Annotated in this window: 19 protein-coding genes and 1 tRNA gene; 19 read left to right on the forward strand and 1 reads right to left on the reverse strand. The window is 66.9% G+C overall.

Annotation, left to right across the window (positions count from 1 at the left end; all coding sequences use genetic code 11):
* The first annotated feature begins 9 nt into the window (after positions 1-9).
* The 5 genes from IB228_RS03930 to IB228_RS03950 all read left to right on the forward strand — a co-directional run bounded on the left by IB228_RS03930 (position 10) and on the right by IB228_RS03950 (position 4,562).
* Positions 10-399: a DUF3144 domain-containing protein gene (locus IB228_RS03930; RefSeq protein WP_192197618.1), complete on the forward strand. Its 390-nt coding sequence runs from the start codon at positions 10-12 to the stop codon at positions 397-399.
* A complete protein-coding gene (gene trpA / locus IB228_RS03935; protein WP_192197619.1) occupies positions 396-1,202 on the forward strand; it encodes a tryptophan synthase subunit alpha in 807 nt (268 codons plus the stop codon). Before IB228_RS03930 ends, trpA begins: the two co-directional genes overlap by 4 nt.
* 102 nt (positions 1,203-1,304) lie before the next feature.
* Positions 1,305-2,195, forward strand: a complete 891-nt coding sequence (accD, locus tag IB228_RS03940) for an acetyl-CoA carboxylase, carboxyltransferase subunit beta (RefSeq protein WP_141453307.1) — start codon at positions 1,305-1,307, stop codon at positions 2,193-2,195.
* A gap of 16 nt (positions 2,196-2,211) precedes the next feature.
* Positions 2,212-3,555, forward strand: coding sequence for a phosphoglucosamine mutase (glmM, locus tag IB228_RS03945; protein WP_183642372.1), 1,344 nt, complete (start codon positions 2,212-2,214; stop codon positions 3,553-3,555).
* A gap of 68 nt (positions 3,556-3,623) precedes the next feature.
* On the forward strand, positions 3,624-4,562 hold the full coding sequence (locus IB228_RS03950; protein ID WP_183642371.1) for an isopenicillin N synthase family oxygenase: 939 nt from the start codon (positions 3,624-3,626) through the stop codon (positions 4,560-4,562).
* Between the two features lie 167 nt (positions 4,563-4,729).
* Here the strand turns inward: IB228_RS03950 and IB228_RS03955 are convergent, their stop codons facing one another.
* Positions 4,730-5,533 carry an SDR family oxidoreductase gene (locus IB228_RS03955; protein ID WP_192197620.1) on the reverse strand — a complete coding sequence of 268 codons (804 nt, stop codon included), beginning with the start codon at positions 5,531-5,533 and terminating at the stop codon, positions 4,730-4,732.
* Between the two features lie 119 nt (positions 5,534-5,652).
* On the opposite strand from IB228_RS03955, the gene tpiA reads away from it, so the two are divergent.
* The 14 genes from tpiA to nuoK all read left to right on the forward strand — a co-directional run bounded on the left by tpiA (position 5,653) and on the right by nuoK (position 17,127).
* On the forward strand, positions 5,653-6,411 hold the full coding sequence (gene tpiA, locus IB228_RS03960; RefSeq protein WP_192197621.1) for a triose-phosphate isomerase: 759 nt from the start codon (positions 5,653-5,655) through the stop codon (positions 6,409-6,411).
* A 57-nt stretch (positions 6,412-6,468) separates the two neighbouring features.
* A complete protein-coding gene (gene secG, locus IB228_RS03965; protein ID WP_225562217.1) occupies positions 6,469-6,942 on the forward strand; it encodes a preprotein translocase subunit SecG in 474 nt (157 codons plus the stop codon).
* Between the two features lie 51 nt (positions 6,943-6,993).
* Positions 6,994-7,078: transfer RNA gene (locus IB228_RS03970), tRNA-Leu, on the forward strand.
* Positions 7,079-7,469: 391 nt separating this feature from the next.
* A complete protein-coding gene (locus tag IB228_RS03975; RefSeq protein WP_183642358.1) occupies positions 7,470-7,826 on the forward strand; it encodes an NADH-quinone oxidoreductase subunit A in 357 nt (118 codons plus the stop codon).
* Complete coding sequence (locus IB228_RS03980) at positions 7,817-8,371, forward strand: NADH-quinone oxidoreductase subunit B (RefSeq protein ID WP_141453300.1); 555 nt, start codon at positions 7,817-7,819, stop codon at positions 8,369-8,371. Before IB228_RS03975 ends, IB228_RS03980 begins: the two co-directional genes overlap by 10 nt.
* Positions 8,372-8,429: 58 nt before the next feature.
* The gene (locus IB228_RS03985; protein ID WP_141453299.1) at positions 8,430-9,155 is read left to right on the forward strand and encodes an NADH-quinone oxidoreductase subunit C; all 726 of its coding nucleotides are present in this window, start codon (positions 8,430-8,432) and stop codon (positions 9,153-9,155) included.
* A complete protein-coding gene (locus IB228_RS03990) occupies positions 9,152-10,459 on the forward strand; it encodes an NADH-quinone oxidoreductase subunit D (RefSeq protein ID WP_183642355.1) in 1,308 nt (435 codons plus the stop codon). Before IB228_RS03985 ends, IB228_RS03990 begins: the two co-directional genes overlap by 4 nt.
* Positions 10,456-10,983, forward strand: a complete 528-nt coding sequence (gene nuoE, locus IB228_RS03995; protein WP_183642352.1) for an NADH-quinone oxidoreductase subunit NuoE — start codon at positions 10,456-10,458, stop codon at positions 10,981-10,983. The genes IB228_RS03990 and nuoE overlap by 4 nt, the downstream gene beginning before the upstream one ends.
* Before the next feature lie 4 nt (positions 10,984-10,987).
* Positions 10,988-12,352: an NADH-quinone oxidoreductase subunit NuoF gene (gene nuoF, locus IB228_RS04000; RefSeq protein ID WP_141453296.1), complete on the forward strand. Its 1,365-nt coding sequence runs from the start codon at positions 10,988-10,990 to the stop codon at positions 12,350-12,352.
* On the forward strand, positions 12,349-14,583 hold the full coding sequence (nuoG, locus tag IB228_RS04005; protein ID WP_192197622.1) for an NADH-quinone oxidoreductase subunit NuoG: 2,235 nt from the start codon (positions 12,349-12,351) through the stop codon (positions 14,581-14,583). Before nuoF ends, nuoG begins: the two co-directional genes overlap by 4 nt.
* Positions 14,580-15,671 carry an NADH-quinone oxidoreductase subunit NuoH gene (gene nuoH, locus IB228_RS04010; protein ID WP_183642346.1) on the forward strand — a complete coding sequence of 364 codons (1,092 nt, stop codon included), beginning with the start codon at positions 14,580-14,582 and terminating at the stop codon, positions 15,669-15,671. Before nuoG ends, nuoH begins: the two co-directional genes overlap by 4 nt.
* 4 nt (positions 15,672-15,675) lie before the next feature.
* Positions 15,676-16,164, forward strand: a complete 489-nt coding sequence (nuoI, locus tag IB228_RS04015; protein ID WP_183642343.1) for an NADH-quinone oxidoreductase subunit NuoI — start codon at positions 15,676-15,678, stop codon at positions 16,162-16,164.
* Between the two features lie 10 nt (positions 16,165-16,174).
* On the forward strand, positions 16,175-16,825 hold the full coding sequence (locus IB228_RS04020) for an NADH-quinone oxidoreductase subunit J (RefSeq protein WP_183642340.1): 651 nt from the start codon (positions 16,175-16,177) through the stop codon (positions 16,823-16,825).
* Complete coding sequence (gene nuoK, locus IB228_RS04025; protein ID WP_141453291.1) at positions 16,822-17,127, forward strand: NADH-quinone oxidoreductase subunit NuoK; 306 nt, start codon at positions 16,822-16,824, stop codon at positions 17,125-17,127. The genes IB228_RS04020 and nuoK overlap by 4 nt, the downstream gene beginning before the upstream one ends.
* Positions 17,128-17,129 lie beyond the last annotated feature (2 nt).

Below are 17,129 nucleotides of genomic sequence, written 5' to 3' on the forward strand. Positions count from 1 at the left end.
GGCAGTGCAATGACCGAACAGCAGAACGATCCGCAGGCCAGCCAGAATCCGAACCAGCTCGATCCGGCCTTCTTCACCTGCGTCAACGAATACCTGGAACTGACTAACCGCCAGGCCAAGCAGCAGGGCCTCAAGCGCATCAGCGTTGCCTCGCTGTATGCCGCCGCGCGTTTCAACTCGCACGTCTACCTGTCCTTCGAAGGTGACGCCGCGGCTTCGCGCAAGGATTTCCTCGACTACATGACCAACATGTACCGGCGGATGCTCAACGAGCACCTGGACGCGCTGGGTGCCGAGCGCGGCCTGAACGTCGGCGAATCGGAACTGGCCGCCGAATACGCCGCCTTCAACGATGCACAGGCCGGCTCGACGGACAACCAGGAAACCAAGCCGGAATGAGCCGATTCGACCAGCGCTTTTCGGAATTGCGCGCCGCCGGCCGCAAGGCGCTCATTCCGTTCATCACCGCCGGGGATCCTTCGCTGGAGGACACCGTGCCGGTGATGCATGCGCTGGTGGAGGCGGGCGCCGACGTGATCGAACTCGGCGTCCCGTTCTCCGACCCCATGGCCGATGGCCCGACCATCCAGCGCAGCTCCGAGCGCGCGCTCGCGCGTGGCGCCGGCCTGCGCTACGTGCTCGATGCCGTGGCGGCGTTCCGCAACCAGGACACGGCCACTCCCATCGTGCTGATGGGGTACCTGAACCCGGTCGAGATCCACGGCACGGCGCGGTTCGCGGAAGCGGCCGTGCAGGCCGGGGTGGACGGCGTGCTGCTGGTGGACCTGCCGCCGGAAGAGGCCGACGAAACCCGCGCCGCCTTCAACCGGCACGGTCTGGCCCTGATCATGCTCGCTTCGCCGACCACCTCCGACGAGCGCATGGCCATGCTCTGCGACGAAGCCCAGGGCTACCTGTACTACGTCAGCTTCGCCGGCGTCACCGGGGCGTCCGAGCGGCTGGATACGCGCGCCGCGGGCGACCGGCTGCGCCGCATCCGTTCCCTGGCCAAGGCGCCGGTCGCCGCCGGCTTTGGCATCCGGGACGCCGCCAGCGCCCGTGCGATGGCGGTGGACGCCGACGGAGTGGTGGTGGGCAGCGCGCTGGTCACCGAGCTGGCCCGTACCGATGCCGCCGAAACCGCTCCGGCCCGCGCCGCCGCCTTCCTGGCGCCGCTCCGGCACGCCCTGGACCAGCCCTGAGCCCGTACCCCTCCGGGGTGAGGGGCGGCCTTGGACGGCCTGCTAAACTGACCCGTCTGCCCATCCGCGGGATGGGCCCCTGAACGGGATTGTCGATAACGCATGAGCTGGCTCAGCAAACTGATGCCGTCGGGCATCCGCACCGAGGGCGGTGGCGCCAAAAGCAAACGCAGTGTGCCCGAAGGGCTGTGGGAGAAGTGCGACCGCTGCGGCGCGGTGCTCTACCGCCCGGAACTGGAAGAAAACCTGGAGGTCTGCCCCAAGTGCGGCTTCCACATGTCCATCCGCGCCCGCGCGCGCCTGCAGGCGCTGTTCGACCCGGGCAGCATCGAGGAAATCAGCACCGGGCTGGCGCCGGTCGACGTGCTGAAGTTCCGCGACCAGAAGAAGTATTCCGACCGCTTCAAGGCGGCGCAGAAGGCGACCGGCGAGCATGACTCGCTGGTGGCGATGAAAGGCACCCTGAAGCAGCGTCCGCTGGTGGCCTGCGCCATGGACTTCGCCTTCATGGGCGGTTCGATGGGTTCGGTCAGCGGCGAGAAGTTCGCCCGTGCCGCCGAACGCGCCCTGGCCGACCGCGTGCCGCTGGTGTCGTTCGCCGCCAGCGGCGGCATGCGCATGCAGGAAAGCCTGTTCTCGCTGATGCAGATGGCCAAGACCTCGGCCGCGCTGGCGCGCCTGCGCGAGCAGGGCATCCCCTACATCTCGGTCAGCACCCATCCCACCTTCGGTGGCGCCTCGGCCTCGTTCGCGATGCTGGGCGACATCAACATCGCCGAGCCGGAAGCGTTGATCGGCTTCGCCGGTCCGCGCGTGATCGAGCAGACCGTGCGCGAAACGCTGCCGGAAGGTTTCCAGCGCGCCGAATTCCTGCTGGAGCACGGCGCCATCGACCAGATCTGCGATCGCCGGGAAATGCGCGATCGCCTGGGCGATCTGCTGGCGCTGCTGCTGAACCAGCCGCGGCCGCAAGAAACCGAAGTCATCGCTTGAGCAAGGAGGCACTCCGATGAGTCGCAAGTATTTTGGTACCGACGGCATCCGCGGGCGGGTCGGGCAGGGCCCGATCTCGGCCGATTTCGTCCTGCGCCTGGGCAACGCGCTGGGTCGCGTACTGTCCGAGAACACCGGGCGGCGCCCGACCGTGGTGATCGGCAAGGACACCCGCATTTCCGGCTACATGTTCGAAGCCGCGCTGGAAGCCGGGCTGGTCGCCGCCGGCGCCGACGTGCAGCTGATGGGGCCGATGCCGACCCCGGCGGTGGCGTTCCTGTCGCGTACCCTCGGCGCCGACGCGGGCATCGTCATCAGCGCTTCGCACAACCCGCACTACGACAACGGCATCAAGTTCTTCTCGGCCGAAGGCGAGAAGCTGGACGACGCCACCGAGGCGGCGATCGAGGCCGCGCTGGATGGCGACTTCGTCACCGTCGAGTCGGAAAAGCTGGGCAAGGCGATCCGCAGCCGTGACGTGGTCGGCCGCTACATCGAGTTCTGCAAGGCCAGCGTGCCGCGCGGCTTCGATCTGCGGGGCCTGAAGATCGTGCTGGACTGCGCGCATGGCGCGACCTATCACATCGCGCCGCTGCTGTTCCGCGAGCTGGGAGCGGAGGTTGTCGCCATCGGCGCCGAGCCGAACGGCGTGAACATCAACGACGGCGTCGGCTCGATGCATATCGACAATCTCGCCCGCAAGGTGCGCGAGACCGGCGCGGATCTGGGCATCGCCTTCGACGGCGACGGCGATCGCGTGCTGATGGCCGACGACCAGGGCAATCCGGTCGACGGCGATGATCTGCTGTACGTCCTGGCCACGGCCTGGCAGCGGAGCGGGCGGCTGAAGGGCGCGGTGGTCGGCACGCTGATGACCAACTACGGCCTGGAGCGCGCGCTGGCCGAGCGCCAGGTGCCGTTCCTGCGGGTCAAGGTCGGCGATCGCTATGTCCACCAGGGCCTGGTCGAGGGCGGCGGCGTGCTGGGCGGCGAAACCTCGGGCCACTTGCTGTGCCTGGATCGCGCGACCACCGGCGACGCCATCGTCAGCGCGCTGCAGGTGCTGGAAGTGCTCAAGAGCGGTGGGCAGTCGCTGCGCCAGGCGCTGGCCGGCCTGTCCAAGGTGCCGCAGAAGACCATCAACGTGAAGCTGGCCAACGGCGGGCGTCCGGCCGAGGCCGCGAGCGTGCAGGCCGCGCTGGCCGAGGCGCAGGCGGCGGTGTCCGGCCGCGGCCGCGCCTTCCTGCGCCCGTCCGGCACCGAGCCGGTGGTGCGGGTGACCGTCGAGGCCGACGACGACGCGCTGATGCAGGCCACGCTGGAGAAGCTGGCCGAGGCCGTGCGCGCCGCGGCCGCTTGAGGCCGATCAATGCAATCCTGGCGCCGGTCGGCTGGAATGACGCCGCCGCGCCCTCCTGGAGCAAGTGAATGAGTTCCCGTATTCCCACCCTGGACATCACCCGTTTCGACACCGACCGCGAGGCCTTCGTCGCCGAGCTGGGCGCCGCCTACCGCGAATGGGGATTTGCCGGCATCCGCAACCACGGCATCCCGCAAGCCGACATCGACGCCGCCTATGACGTGTTCAAGCGCTTCTTCGCACTGCCGGAAGAGACCAAGCGCAAGTACCACGTGCCGGGCAGCGGCGGCGCGCGTGGCTACACGCCGTTCGGCGTGGAGACCGCGAAGGACTCCAAGCATTTCGATCTGAAGGAGTTCTGGCACATCGGCCGCGAGATTCCCGATGACTCGAAGTATCGCGAGGTGATGCCGCCGAACCTGTGGCCGGACGAAGTGCCCGGATTCCGCGAGCACGGCTATGGCCTCTACGACGCGCTGGACAAGCTGGGCGCACGGGTGCTGTCGGCGCTGGCGCTGCACATCGGGCTGGCGGAGGACTATTTCGCCGACAAGACCAACTCCGGCAATTCGATCCTGCGGCCGATCCACTATCCGCCGATCACCGCCGACGACATTCCCAACGTACGGGCCGGCGCGCACGAGGACATCAACCTGATCACGCTGCTGGTCGGCGCCAGCGCCGCCGGCCTGGAAGTGAAGTCCCAGCAGGGCGAGTGGGTGCCGTTCACCTCCGACGCGGACACCATCGTGGTCAATATCGGCGACATGCTGCAGCGCCTGACCAACCACGTGTATCCATCCACCACCCATCGGGTGGTGAACCCGCCGGGCGAGGAAGCGCGCAAGCCGCGCTATTCGGTGCCGTTCTTCCTGCATCCGAATCCGGATTTCCTGATCGATGTGTTGCCCTCGACGATCAGCACCGACAATCCCAAGCGCTATCCCGAGGCGATCACCGCGCAGGGCTACCTCGAAGAGCGCCTGCGCGAGATCAAGCTCAAGTAAGCACGCGTCGATGCCACGCCTGTGGCATCCGGTGCCCTCAGGCAAGAAGCTCGCGCCGGGACGGCGCTCCTACCGCGCGGAATGCGACAGATGGTAGGAGCGGCCGGGCGGCGAGCTTTTTCTATCCGGCCACGGATTTTCCGCCCGCCGCAAGATTTTCCCGAAGCTCAATCCGCCTTGCGGATCCGCGAGGAATTCCGGCTCATCAACCGGAACCGCGCGTGATCCGACAGGTGCCGGGTGACTCCGTGCAGCAGGCGGTAGCGCCAGCCCGGCACCACGATCACGCGTCCGCGCTCCAGTCCGTCGATGCCGGCGCGCGCCACCGCGTCGGCCTGCAGCCACAGCTTCTTCGGCAGCTTGTCCATCATTACGCGGGTACCGGTGACGTCGTGGAATTCCGACCAGGTGAAACCGGGACAGAGCGCGCAGACCTTCACGCCGCGATCCGCGTTTTCCTGCGCCAGCGACTCGCTGAACTTGATCAGGAAGGCCTTGGCGGCGGCGTACAGGGTCTGGCCGTTGGAGCCCGGCATCAGCCCCGCGAAAGAGGCGACGTTGAGGATGCGACCGTCCGGGAAAGCACGCAGCGAGGGCAGCAGCCGCCAGGTCAGTTCGCACACCGCATGGATCATCACCTGCAGGAACGCGGCATGGTCCGGCCATTCGCGGTTCTGGTAGCGGCCGGGCACGCCGAAGCCCGCGTTGTTGACCAGCACGCGCACGGCCAGGCCGCGCGCCTGGATGGCCTCGCACAGGCCGGCCACGCCATCGGCGGCGGCGAGATCGGCGGCAATCACTTCCACCGGCACCTGCGGGCGCAGTTCCGCCGCCAATGCTTCCAGGCGCTCCCGCCGGCGCGCGGTGAGGATCAGCGGTACGCCACGGCGCGCATATTCACGCGCGATTTCCGCGCCGATGCCGCTGGAGGCGCCGGTGATCAGGGCGTAGCCGGGAGGCGTAGGGGACATGCGAGGACTCCTGTCGATGCCAAGACTCGGGTTCCGCCGCATGGTAATGCGTGCGGCCGCGCTTGCCGGAAATCCCACATCGGCTATCCTTGCGCGCCCACTGGACAGGAATTGGTCTTATGCGCCGCAAGATCGTGGCCGGAAACTGGAAGCTCCACGGCGACCGCCAGTTCGCCTATGCCCTGATGGACGAGATTGCCATGGGCCTGCCGCTGGCCGGGGTGGACGTGCTGATCCTCCCGCCGCTGCCGTATCTGGGCGAGCTGGTCGAGGACTACGTGCCGCAGGGCTTCGCGCTGGGTTCGCAGGACGTGAGCAGCAACGAGAAGGGCGCGTATACCGGCGAGGTTTCCGCCTCGATGCTGGTCGATGTCGGTGCCACCCATGGCCTGGTCGGCCATTCCGAACGCCGCCAGTACCACCACGAGGACAACGAACTGGTCGCGCGCAAGTTCATCGCCGCGCGCAACGCCGGCCTGGTGCCGGTACTTTGCCTGGGCGAAAGCCTGGCGCAGCGCGACGCGGGGCAGACCGAGGCCGTGGTTGGCGCGCAGTTGCGGACGGTCCTGGACGCCGCCGGGGTGGAGGCGTTCGAACGGGCCATCGTGGCCTATGAACCGGTCTGGGCCATCGGTACCGGCCGCAATGCCAGCCCGGCCCAGGCCCAGGCCGTTCATGCATTCATCCGTGGCGAAGTGGCCGGACGCGATGCTAGAATCGCCGATTCGCTGCCCATCCTGTATGGCGGCAGCGTCAAGCCCGACAACGCCGCGGAACTGTTCGCGCAGCCCGATGTCGATGGAGGGCTGGTGGGTGGTGCGTCGTTGGTGGCGCGCGATTTTCTCGCCATCGCGAAAGCGGCGGCGGAGCGGGGCTGATCCCCCGCGGGTCCGGCCGTGGCCGGGCCTTCCAACCTGTTTCGGGACGAATTCGAAATGATGCTGATCCTCAATGTGGTCTACGTGCTGATCGCCATCGCGATCATCGCGCTGGTGCTGATGCAGCGCGGTTCGGGCGCGCAGGCCGGGTCCGGCTTCGGCGCCGGTGCCTCCGGCACGGTGTTCGGCGCGCGCGGCGCCTCCAACTTCCTGTCCAAGAGCACCAAGTGGCTGGCGATCGCCTTCTTCGGCATCACCCTGTTCATGGCCTGGCACGCCTCGCACAGCGCGCGCCCGACCACCCAGCAGAACCTGGGCGTGATGACCCAGCAGCAGGCTCCGGCGGCCGGCGCGCCCGCGGCCGGCGAGCTGTCCGTCCCCGCGCAGCCGACCACGGTGCCCGCGGCGCCCGCGACCCAGCCGCAGCCGGCCCCGACCACCGTGCCGGCCGCGCCGGCGCAGGCACCGGAAACCGGCAGCCAGCCGCAGCAGGCCCTGCCGCCGGTGGAAGCACCGTCACAGGGCGGTTGAACCGGGCTACAATACCGGCCCGCAATCGGTGACCGGTTGCAGAGTTTCAATGCCCAGGTGGCGGAATTGGTAGACGCACTACCTTGAGGTGGTAGCGGCGAAAGCTGTAGGGGTTCGAGTCCCCTCTTGGGCACCAATCGAAGCGGCGAACCGGCGACACGCCGGCCGGCCGCGGCAATGGAAAGCGAAGCCCGCGCAAGCGGGCTTTTCTTTTGTCCATGAAAAGCGCCGCGTACAGCTTCGTAAACGTTTACTAGTCAGTTCACTAACCGGTACAATTCCGCCGATCCATTCCAGGCCAGGTACGAACTGCGGAAGGGCCAGGATCGGATCGGTCACCGCCGCCTGCGGCGGGACACGGTGGATGCCGCGGCCGGGCCCGAGTCACCTCGACCGCTGCTCCTTGCGCACCCGCGCAAACCGCGCGTACCACGCGGTCCCACAGCGGAATGCAGTGCCCCACCAAGGCGACACGCTCCGGCGTGCAGGCCGGGAGCGGGGCAGGTAGGACAAGAAGAGAAACGCGAGTGCTGGCCAACTATCTGCCGACCCTGTTGTTCCTGATCGTCGCCACCGGCATCGGCATCGCGCTGATCCTGGCGGGACGCTTCCTCGGCCCCCGGCGCCCCGACGCCCAGAAGCTGTCGCCGTACGAATGCGGCTTCGAGGCCTTCGAAGACGCGCGCATGAAGTTCGACGTGCGCTATTACCTGATTGCCATCCAGTTCATCGTCTTCGACCTGGAAATCATTTTTATCGTCCCGTGGACCCTGGTCTTCCAGGAGCTCGGCGCCCGCGCACTGGTCACCATGGGCCTGTTCGTCGGCATGCTGTTCCTCGGCTTCATTTACGTTTGGAAGAAGGGAGCGCTCGAATGGGAGTGATCCAGACCCTCGATCGCCTGATGACCAACCCGATCCCGGAAGGGCGGGTGGACGACATCCTGCGGCCGGAAGGCGACAACCCGCTGCTGGAAAAGGGCTACGTGACCACCAGCGTCGACGCGCTGATGAACTGGGCGCGCACCGGCTCGATGTGGCCGATGACCTTCGGCCTGGCCTGCTGCGCGGTCGAGATGATGCACGCCGGCGCCTCGCGCCTGGACCTGGACCGCTACGGCGTGGTGTTCCGCCCGTCGCCGCGCCAGTCGGACGTGATGATCGTCGCCGGCACCCTGGTCAACAAGATGGCCCCGGCGCTGCGCAAGGTCTACGACCAGATGCCCGACCCCAAGTGGGTGATCTCGATGGGCAGCTGCGCCAATGGCGGTGGCTACTACCACTATTCGTATTCGGTGGTGCGCGGCTGCGACCGCATCGTGCCCGTCGACGTGTACGTGCCGGGCTGCCCGCCGACCGCCGAAGCGCTGGTCTACGGCATCCTGCAGTTGCAGAAGAAGATCTGGCGCACGCAGACCATCGCGCGCTGAGCGCGCCGGCCTGCTTCCCGTTCCACCCGTTTTCCTTTTCGAGAGCACGCTACGCCCCATGGCCGAGCAAGCTGCAAATTTCACCGACCGGTTGCGCGCGCGCTTCGCCGATGCGGTGATCACGGTTGCCGGAACCCGCGAAGAGGTCACCCTCGAGGTGCCGTCCGCGTCCTGGCATGAGGTCTGCCGCGCCCTGCGCGACGAGTTCGGATTCGAGCAGGCGGTCGACGTCTGCGGCGTCGACTACCTGGGCTACGGCAGCGCAGAGTGGGATACCTCGGACGTGTCGTCCGAAGGGTTCAGCCGTGGCGTCGAGGGCTTTGGCCCGGGCCGCTTCGACTGGGAACAGCGACCGCGCGGCGCCGGTCCCGAGCGCCGCTTCGCGGTGGTCCTGCACCTGCTGTCGTACCAGCACAACCAGCGCCTGCGCGTGCGCTGCTTCGCGCCGAACGATGATCTGCCGGTGGTGGCCTCGGTCACCGACCTGTGGCCGGGCGCCAACTGGTTCGAGCGCGAGGCGTTCGACCTGTACGGCATCGTGTTCGAAGGCCATCCGGATCTGCGCCGCATCCTGACCGACTACGGTTTCGTCGGCCATCCGTTCCGCAAGGACTTCCCGCTGATCGGCAACGTCGAAGTGCGCTACGACGAAGAGAAAAAGCGCGTGGTCTACGAGCCGGTCACCTCGGTCGAGCCGCGCGTCGGCGTGCCGCGCGTGATCCGCGACGACGCGCGCTACCAGACCGCGATCGGCGAAGCCGCCGCGGGCGAGGGCAGCAAGTGATGAGTACGCAACAGTCCCCCACCGCGTTTGCGAGCAATCCTGAAGAGTCCAAGCAGGAGATCCGCAACTACACGATGAACTTCGGCCCGCAGCATCCCGCGGCGCACGGTGTTCTCCGCCTGATCCTGGAAATGGACGGCGAAACCATCATGCGCGCCGACCCGCACGTCGGCCTGCTGCATCGTGGCACCGAGAAGCTGGCCGAGTCCAAGCCGTTCAACCAGTCGATCGGTTACATGGATCGCCTGGACTACGTGTCGATGATGTGCAACGAGCACGCCTACGTGCGCGCCATCGAAACCCTGATGGGGATCGAGGCGCCGGAACGCGCGCAGTACATCCGCACGATGTTCGACGAGATCACCCGCATCCTGAACCACCTGATGTGGATCGGATCCAACGCGCTCGACCTGGGTGCGATGGCGGTGATGCTGTACGCCTTCCGCGAGCGCGAGGAGCTGATGGACTGCTACGAGGCGGTCAGCGGCGCGCGCATGCACGCGACCTACTACCGCCCGGGCGGTGTCTACCGCGACCTGCCGGACCGGATGCCGAAGTACAAGGAATCGCCCTGGCGCAAGGGCCAGGCGCTGAAGCGCCTGAACAACGCGCGCGACGGGTCGATGCTGGACTTCCTGGAAGACTTCACCCGCGAGTTCCCCAAGCGCGTCGACGAGTACGAAACCCTGCTCACCGACAACCGCATCTGGAAGCAGCGCACCGTCGGGATCGGCGTGATCAGCCCGGAACAGGCCCGCGCCTGGGGCATGACCGGCGTGATGCTGCGCGGTTCGGGCATCGCCTGGGATCTGCGCAAGAAGCAGCCGTACGCCAAGTACGACGCGGTGGATTTCGACATCCCGCTGGGCGTGGAAGGCGACTGCTACGACCGTTACCTGGTCCGCGTGGCCGAGATGCGCGAATCCAACCGCATCATCGCCCAGTGCGTGAAGTGGCTGAAGGCCAATCCCGGCCCGGTGATGGTCAAGAACTTCAAGGTCGCCCCTCCCTCGCGCGAGGAGATGAAGGACGACATGGAAGCGCTGATCCATCACTTCAAGCTGTTCAGCGAAGGCTACTGCGTGCCGGCCGGCGAGACCTACTCGGCGGTGGAAGCGCCCAAGGGCGAATTCGGCTGCTACCTGGTGTCCGACGGCGCCAACAAGCCGTTCCGGGTGAAGCTGCGCGCGCCGGGCTTCGCCCATCTTTCTTCCATGGATGCCATCGTCCGCGGCCACATGCTGCCGGACGTGGTCGCCATGATTGGTACTTACGATCTGGTTTTCGGTGAGGTGGACCGATGAGGGCCACAGGCAATTTCGAGGCGACGCAGAACGTCGATCCCCTGGTGGCGCTGAGCGACAAGACGCGCGCGCATATCGATCATTGGCTGACCAAGTTCCCGCCCGACCGCAAGCGCTCGGCGGTGCTGCAGGGTCTGCACGCCGCGCAGGAGCAGAACGGCGGCTGGCTGAGCGACGAGCTGATCGCCGCGGTCGCCAAGTACCTGGACATCCCGCCGGTGTGGGCCTACGAGGTCGCCAGCTTCTACTCGATGTTCGAGACCGAGAAGGTGGGCCGCAACAACGTCGCCTTCTGCACCAACATCAGCTGCTGGCTCAACGGCGCCGAGGATCTGGTCAAGCACGCCGAGAAGAAGCTCGGCTGCAAGCTGGGCGAATCCACCGCCGATGGCCGGGTGTTCCTGAAGCGGGAAGAAGAATGCGTCGCCGCCTGCTGCGGCGCGCCGGTGGTCGTGATCAACGGCCATTACCACGAGAAGCTGACGCCGGCCAAGGTCGACGAATTGCTGGACGGGCTGGAGTAAGCGCATGGCACATCATCCGCACACATCCGAAGGTTACGGCCCGGTGGGCCCGGCGCCGAAGGAGCACCAGGTCGTCTACACCACGCTGCATTTCGACAAGCCGTGGTCGTACGAGAACTACCTGAAGACCGGCGGCTACAGCGCGCTGCGCAAGATCCTCGAAGAGAAGATCCCGCCGGCCGACGTGGTCGAGATGGTCAAGCAGTCCGGCCTGCGCGGCCGCGGCGGCGCGGGCTTCCCGACCGGCCTGAAGTGGAGCTTCATGCCCAAGGGCGACATGCAGAAGTACATCCTCTGCAACTCCGACGAGTCCGAGCCGGGCACCGCCAAGGATCGCGACATCCTGCGCTTCAACCCGCACGCGGTCATCGAGGGCATGGCGATCGCCTGCTACGCCACCGGTTCCACCGTGGGCTACAACTACCTGCGCGGCGAGTTCCACCACGAGCCGTTCGAGCACCTGGAAGAGGCCACCGCCGAAGCCTACAAGCACGGCTGGCTGGGCAAGAACATCCTGGGCTCCGGCATCGACATCGACATCTTCAACGCGCTCGGCGCGGGTGCCTACATCTGCGGCGAAGAGACCGCGCTGATGGAGTCGCTGGAAGGCAAGAAGGGCCAGCCGCGCTTCAAGCCGCCGTTCCCGGCCAACTTCGGCCTGTACGGCAAGCCGACCACCATCAACAACACCGAGACCTACGCCTCGGTGCCGGCGATCATCCGCAACGGCGCGGAGTGGTTCCTCAACCTGGGCAAGCCCAACAACGGCGGTCCGAAGATCTTCTCGGTCTCCGGCCATGTCGCGCGTCCTGGCAACTACGAGATCCGCCTGGGCACGCCGTTCGCCGAACTGCTGGAAATGGCCGGCGGCATCCGCAACGGCCACAAGATCAAGGCGGTGATTCCGGGTGGTTCCTCGATGCCGGTACTGCCGGGCGAGACCATGATGGGCCTGACCATGGACTACGACAGCATCCAGAAGGCGGGTTCCGGCCTGGGTTCGGGCGCGGTCGTGGTGATGGACGAGACTGCCTGCATGGTGCGCGCCTGCCAGCGCATCGCGCGTTTCTACTTCAAGGAAAGCTGCGGCCAGTGCACGCCGTGCCGCGAAGGCACCGGCTGGATGTACCGCATGCTGACCCGCATCGCCGAACAGAAGGCGACCCTGGACGACCTGCACATGCTGAAGGCCGCCGCCGGCCAGATCGAGGGCCATACCATCTGCGCCTTCGGCGAAGCCGCGGCGTGGCCGGTACAGGGTTTCCTGCGCCACTTCTGGCACGAATTCGAGTACGCGATCGTCAACAAGCGTTTCCTGGTCGACGACCAGCGCGCCGGCACGGTCATTGAAGGCAAGGTGGCCGCATGAGTGCGCAGCCCGTCAACCCGAACCTCCCGCCCGACCACGTCACCGTCTTCATCGACGGTGTCGAGATGGCCGCGCCGAAGGGTTCGATGATCATCCAGGCCGCGGACAAGGCCGGGATTCCGATTCCGCGCTTCTGCTACCACGAGAAGCTGCCGATCGCGGCCAACTGCCGCATGTGCCTGGTCGACGTCGAGAAGATGCCCAAGCCGGCGCCGGCCTGCGCCACGCCGGTCATGGACGGCATGAAGATCCAGACCCGCAGCGAGAAGGCGCTGAAGTCGCAGCGCAACGTGATGGAGTTCCTGCTGATCAACCATCCGCTCGACTGCCCGATCTGCGATCAGGGTGGCGAGTGCGAACTGCAGGATCTGTCGCTGGGCTACGGCCGCTCCGTGAGCCGCTTCCAGGAGCGCAAGCGCGTGGTGCCCGACGAGGACATCGGCCCGCTGGTCGCCACCGAGATGACCCGCTGCATCCAGTGCACGCGTTGCGTGCGCTTCACCGCGGATGTCGCCGGTACCTACGAACTGGGCGGCATGTACCGCGGCGAGAACCTGCAGATCGGCACTTATGACGGCAAGCCGCTGACCACCGAAATCTCCGGCAACGTCATCGACGTCTGCCCGGTGGGCGCGCTGACCAACAAGGTGTTCCAGTTCCGCGCCCGTCCGTGGGAATTGATTGCGCGCGAATCCGTCGGTTACCACGACGCGATGGGTTCCAACCTGTTCGTGCATTCTCGCCGAGGCCAGGTGCTGCGCACCGTGCCGCGCGAGAACGAGGCGGTCAACGAATGCTGGCTGTCGGATCGTGATCGCTATTCGCACCAGGGTCTGTACAGCGACGACCGCGCGGTCAAGCCGTTGCAGAAGGTCAATGGTGAGTGGCGCGAAGTGTCCTGGTCCGAGGGCCTGGCCGCCGCCGCCGAGATCCTGCGCGGCAACGCCGGCGACGAACTGGGCGTGCTGGTGCATCCGGCGACCTCGAACGAGGAGGGTGGATTGCTCGCGAAGCTGGCCGCCGGCCTCGGCAGCGGCAACGTCGATCACCGCATCAACAACCGCGACTTCTCCGATGGCGCCGTGGCCGAACCGTTCGCGCTGCCGATGGCGGATATCGAAAAGGCCGACGTCATCGTGCTGTTCGGCACCAACATCCGCCACGAGTTGCCGCTGCTGCACCAGCGCATCCGCAAGGCCCAGCGCAAGGGCGCCAGGGTGCACGTGGTCAACCCGGTCGACTTCGACTTCGCGTTCGGCATCGCCGGCAAGCACATCGTGCCGCCGTCGCAGCTGGCCGGCGCGCTCAACGAAGCCGCCCTGCGCGAGGCCGCCAAGGCCGGCAACCATGCCGTGCTGATTGTCGGCGGCATCGCCGAGAACCATCCGCAGGCTTCGGCGCTGCGCCAGGCCGCCGGCGAATTCGCCGCCGCCACCGGCGCCTCGTTGTGCCGCATCCCGCAGGGCGCCAACGCGGTGGGCCTGGCCCGCCACGGCGTGCTGCCGTCGCGCCGCGACGTGGCCGGCATGTTCGCCGAGCCGCGCAAGGCCTACGTCATCTATGGCATCGAGCCGGGCCTGGACTTCGCCGATACGCCGGCCGCCGCGCGCGCGCTATCGTCGGCCAAGGTGGTGGCGTTCAGCCATTTCGCCTGCAAGTCGACCCGCGACGTCGCCGACGTGATCCTGCCGATTGGCGCGCTGCCGGAAATCGAAGCCACCCTGACCAACCTGGATGGCACCGACCAGCGTACCCAGGCCGCCGGCAAGCTGCCGGGCGAGGCCCGCGACGGCTGGCGCGTGTTGCGCGCGCTCGGCGGCGAATTGCAGTTGCCGTCGTTCGAGTTCACCGATCTGGCCGGGCTGCGCGCCGCCATCGCCGGCACCGCGCCGGTGACCATCGCGCGTTCGGCGGCGTCCGCCGCGGAGGGCGAGGGCCTGGAACTGGCGGTCACCGCGGGGATTTACCGCACCGACGGCACGGTCCGGCGGGCCGAGGCATTGCAGGCGCATCCGCTCAACACGGGCGCGCGCATCGTGCTGAATCCCGCCGACGCGCAGTCGAGCGGCGTGGCCGAAGGCGCGATGGCCAAGGTCGGTTCGGCCAACGGCACCGCGACCCTGCCGGTGGTGGTGGATGCCCGCGTGGCCAAGGGCAGCGCGTGGATTGAGAGCGGCTACGGCGCGACCGCGCCGCTGGGCGCCGGACGTGTCACGGTGGTGAGCGCATGAACGAGCTGTTGATCAATGCCGTCGGACCGCTCCGCGAGTGGTTCTTCGCGCTGGGCGACATCGGTGTCGCGTTGTGGATCGTGCTGAAGATCCTGGTGATCGCCGTGCCGGTGATCATCGCGGTGGCCTTCTACGTGGTCTGGGAACGCAAGCTGATCGGCTGGATGCACGTCCGCCACGGACCGATGTACGTGGGCATGGGCATCTTCCAGGCCTTCGCCGACGTGTTCAAACTGCTGTTCAAGGAAATCATCCAGCCCAGCAGCGCGCAGAAGGCAATGTACATCATCGCCCCGCTGATCACGCTGGCGCCGGCGTTCGCCGCCTGGGCGGTGGTGCCGTTCGACGCCAAGCTGGTGCTGTCCAACGCCAACGCGGGCCTGCTGTACCTGCTGGCGATGACCTCGCTGGGCGTGTACGGCATCATCATCGCCGGCTGGGCTTCCAACTCGAAGTACGCGTTCCTGGGCGCGATGCGCTCGGCCGCGCAGGTGGTCAGCTACGAAATCGCGATGGGCTTCGCCCTGGTCGGCGTGCTGATCGCCGCCGGCAGCCTGAACCTCAGCGACATCGTGATGGCGCAGGCCGGCAACAATGGCTTCTTCGAATGGTTCTGGTTGCCGCTGTTCCCGCTGTTCATCGTGTACTGGGTGTCCGGCGTCGCCGAAACCAACCGCTCGCCGTTCGACGTGGTGGAAGGCGAATCGGAAATCGTCGCCGGCCACATGGTCGAGTATTCGGGCGCGGCGTTCGCGCTGTTCTTCCTGGCCGAATACGCCAACATGATCCTGGTCAGTTTCCTGGTGGCGCTGTTCTTCCTGGGTGGCTGGCTCAGCCCGCTGCAGGGCTGGATCACCGCGGACGTGTCGCCCTGGGTCAACTGGATCTGGACCGGTGGCTGGCCGTGGCTGCTGCTGAAGGTGCTGTTCTTCGCCAGCGCCTACATCTGGTTCCGCGCGAGCTTCCCGCGCTACCGCTACGACCAGATCATGCGGCTGGGCTGGAAGGTGTTCATTCCGCTGACCATCGCGTGGATCGCGGTGACGGCGGTGATGGTGTTCTTTGGCGTGTTCGAGAAGGGTGTCTGACGCAATGAACAAGGTCATCCATTACTTCAAGAGCCTGATGCTGCTCGAGTTGCTGGGCGGACTGTGGCTGACGCTGAAATACGCGTTCAAGCCCAAGTACACCGTGATGTATCCGATGGAGAAGTTCCCGCAGTCGCCGCGCTTCCGCGGCCTGCACGCGCTGCGCCGCTATCCCAACGGGGAAGAGCGCTGCATCGCCTGCAAGCTGTGCGAGGCGGTCTGCCCGGCGCTGGCCATCACCATCGACTCGGCCCCGCGCGAGGACGGCACCCGCCGCACCACCCGCTACGACATCGACCTGTTCAAGTGCATCTTCTGCGGCTTCTGCGAGGAAAGCTGCCCGGTGGACTCGATCGTGGAGACGCACGTGCTGGAGTACCACTTCGACAAGCGCGGCCAGAACATCGTCACCAAGCCGCAGTTGCTGGCGCTGGGCGATCGGCTGGAAGCCGAAATCGCCGAGCGTCGCGCCGCCGACGCCGCATTCCGCTGAGGTCCAAGAGATGGATTGGGTAAATATCGCTTTCTGGATCTTCGCCGCCATGGCGGCGGTCGCCGCCGGCGCGGTGATCAGCGTGCGCAACCCGGTGCACGCCGTGCTGTGCCTCATCCTGACCTTCTTCTCGGTGGCCTGCATCTGGTTGCTGGTCGGGGCCGAGTTCCTCGGCGTGGCGCTGATCCTCGTCTACGTGGGCGCGGTGATGGTGCTGTTCCTGTTCGTGGTGATGATGCTGGACATCGACGTCGCCAAGATGCGCGAGGGCTGGGTGAAGTTCCTTCCGGTCGGCGTGGTGGTCGCGGTCGCCATGCTGGTGCAGATGCTGACCCTGATCGGGGTCAAGGCGCGCACCGCCGCCGCGTTCCCGGACAACGCCGCCGCCGCCGCGGCCGACGTGTCCAACACCGCCTGGCTGGCGCGCAGCCTGTTCACCGAATTCCTGCTGCCGTTCGAATTCGCCGCGGTGATCCTGACCGTGGCCGTGGTCGCCGCGGTGATGCTGACCCTGCGCCGTCGCGCGGGCGCCAAGCACCAGGATCCGTCCGAGCAGTCGCGGGTCAAGGCCGGCGATCGCATCCGCATGGTCAAGATGGCGGCCGAGAAGCCGGTCCGCGCATCCGCCGATGAAGCCGCCGAAGGGGAGGGCAAGGCATGATTACCCTGGGTCATCTGCTGGCGCTGGGCGCGGTGCTGTTCTGCATCAGCCTGGCCGGCATCTTCCTCAACCGCAAGAACGTCATCGTGCTGCTGATGTCCATCGAGCTGATGCTGCTGTCGGTGAACATCAACTTCGTCGCCTTCTCCCGCGAACTGGGCGACGCCGCCGGCCAGATCTTCGTGTTCTTCATCCTGACCGTGGCCGCCGCCGAGGCCGCCATCGGCCTGGCGATCCTGGTCACCCTGTTCCGCACCCGGCGCACGATCAACGTCGCCGAAGTCGACACGCTCAAAGGCTGATG

This window comes from Pseudoxanthomonas sp. PXM04 (assembly GCF_014851695.1).
Classification (GTDB): Bacteria; Pseudomonadota; Gammaproteobacteria; order Xanthomonadales; family Xanthomonadaceae; genus Pseudoxanthomonas_A; species Pseudoxanthomonas_A beigongshangi.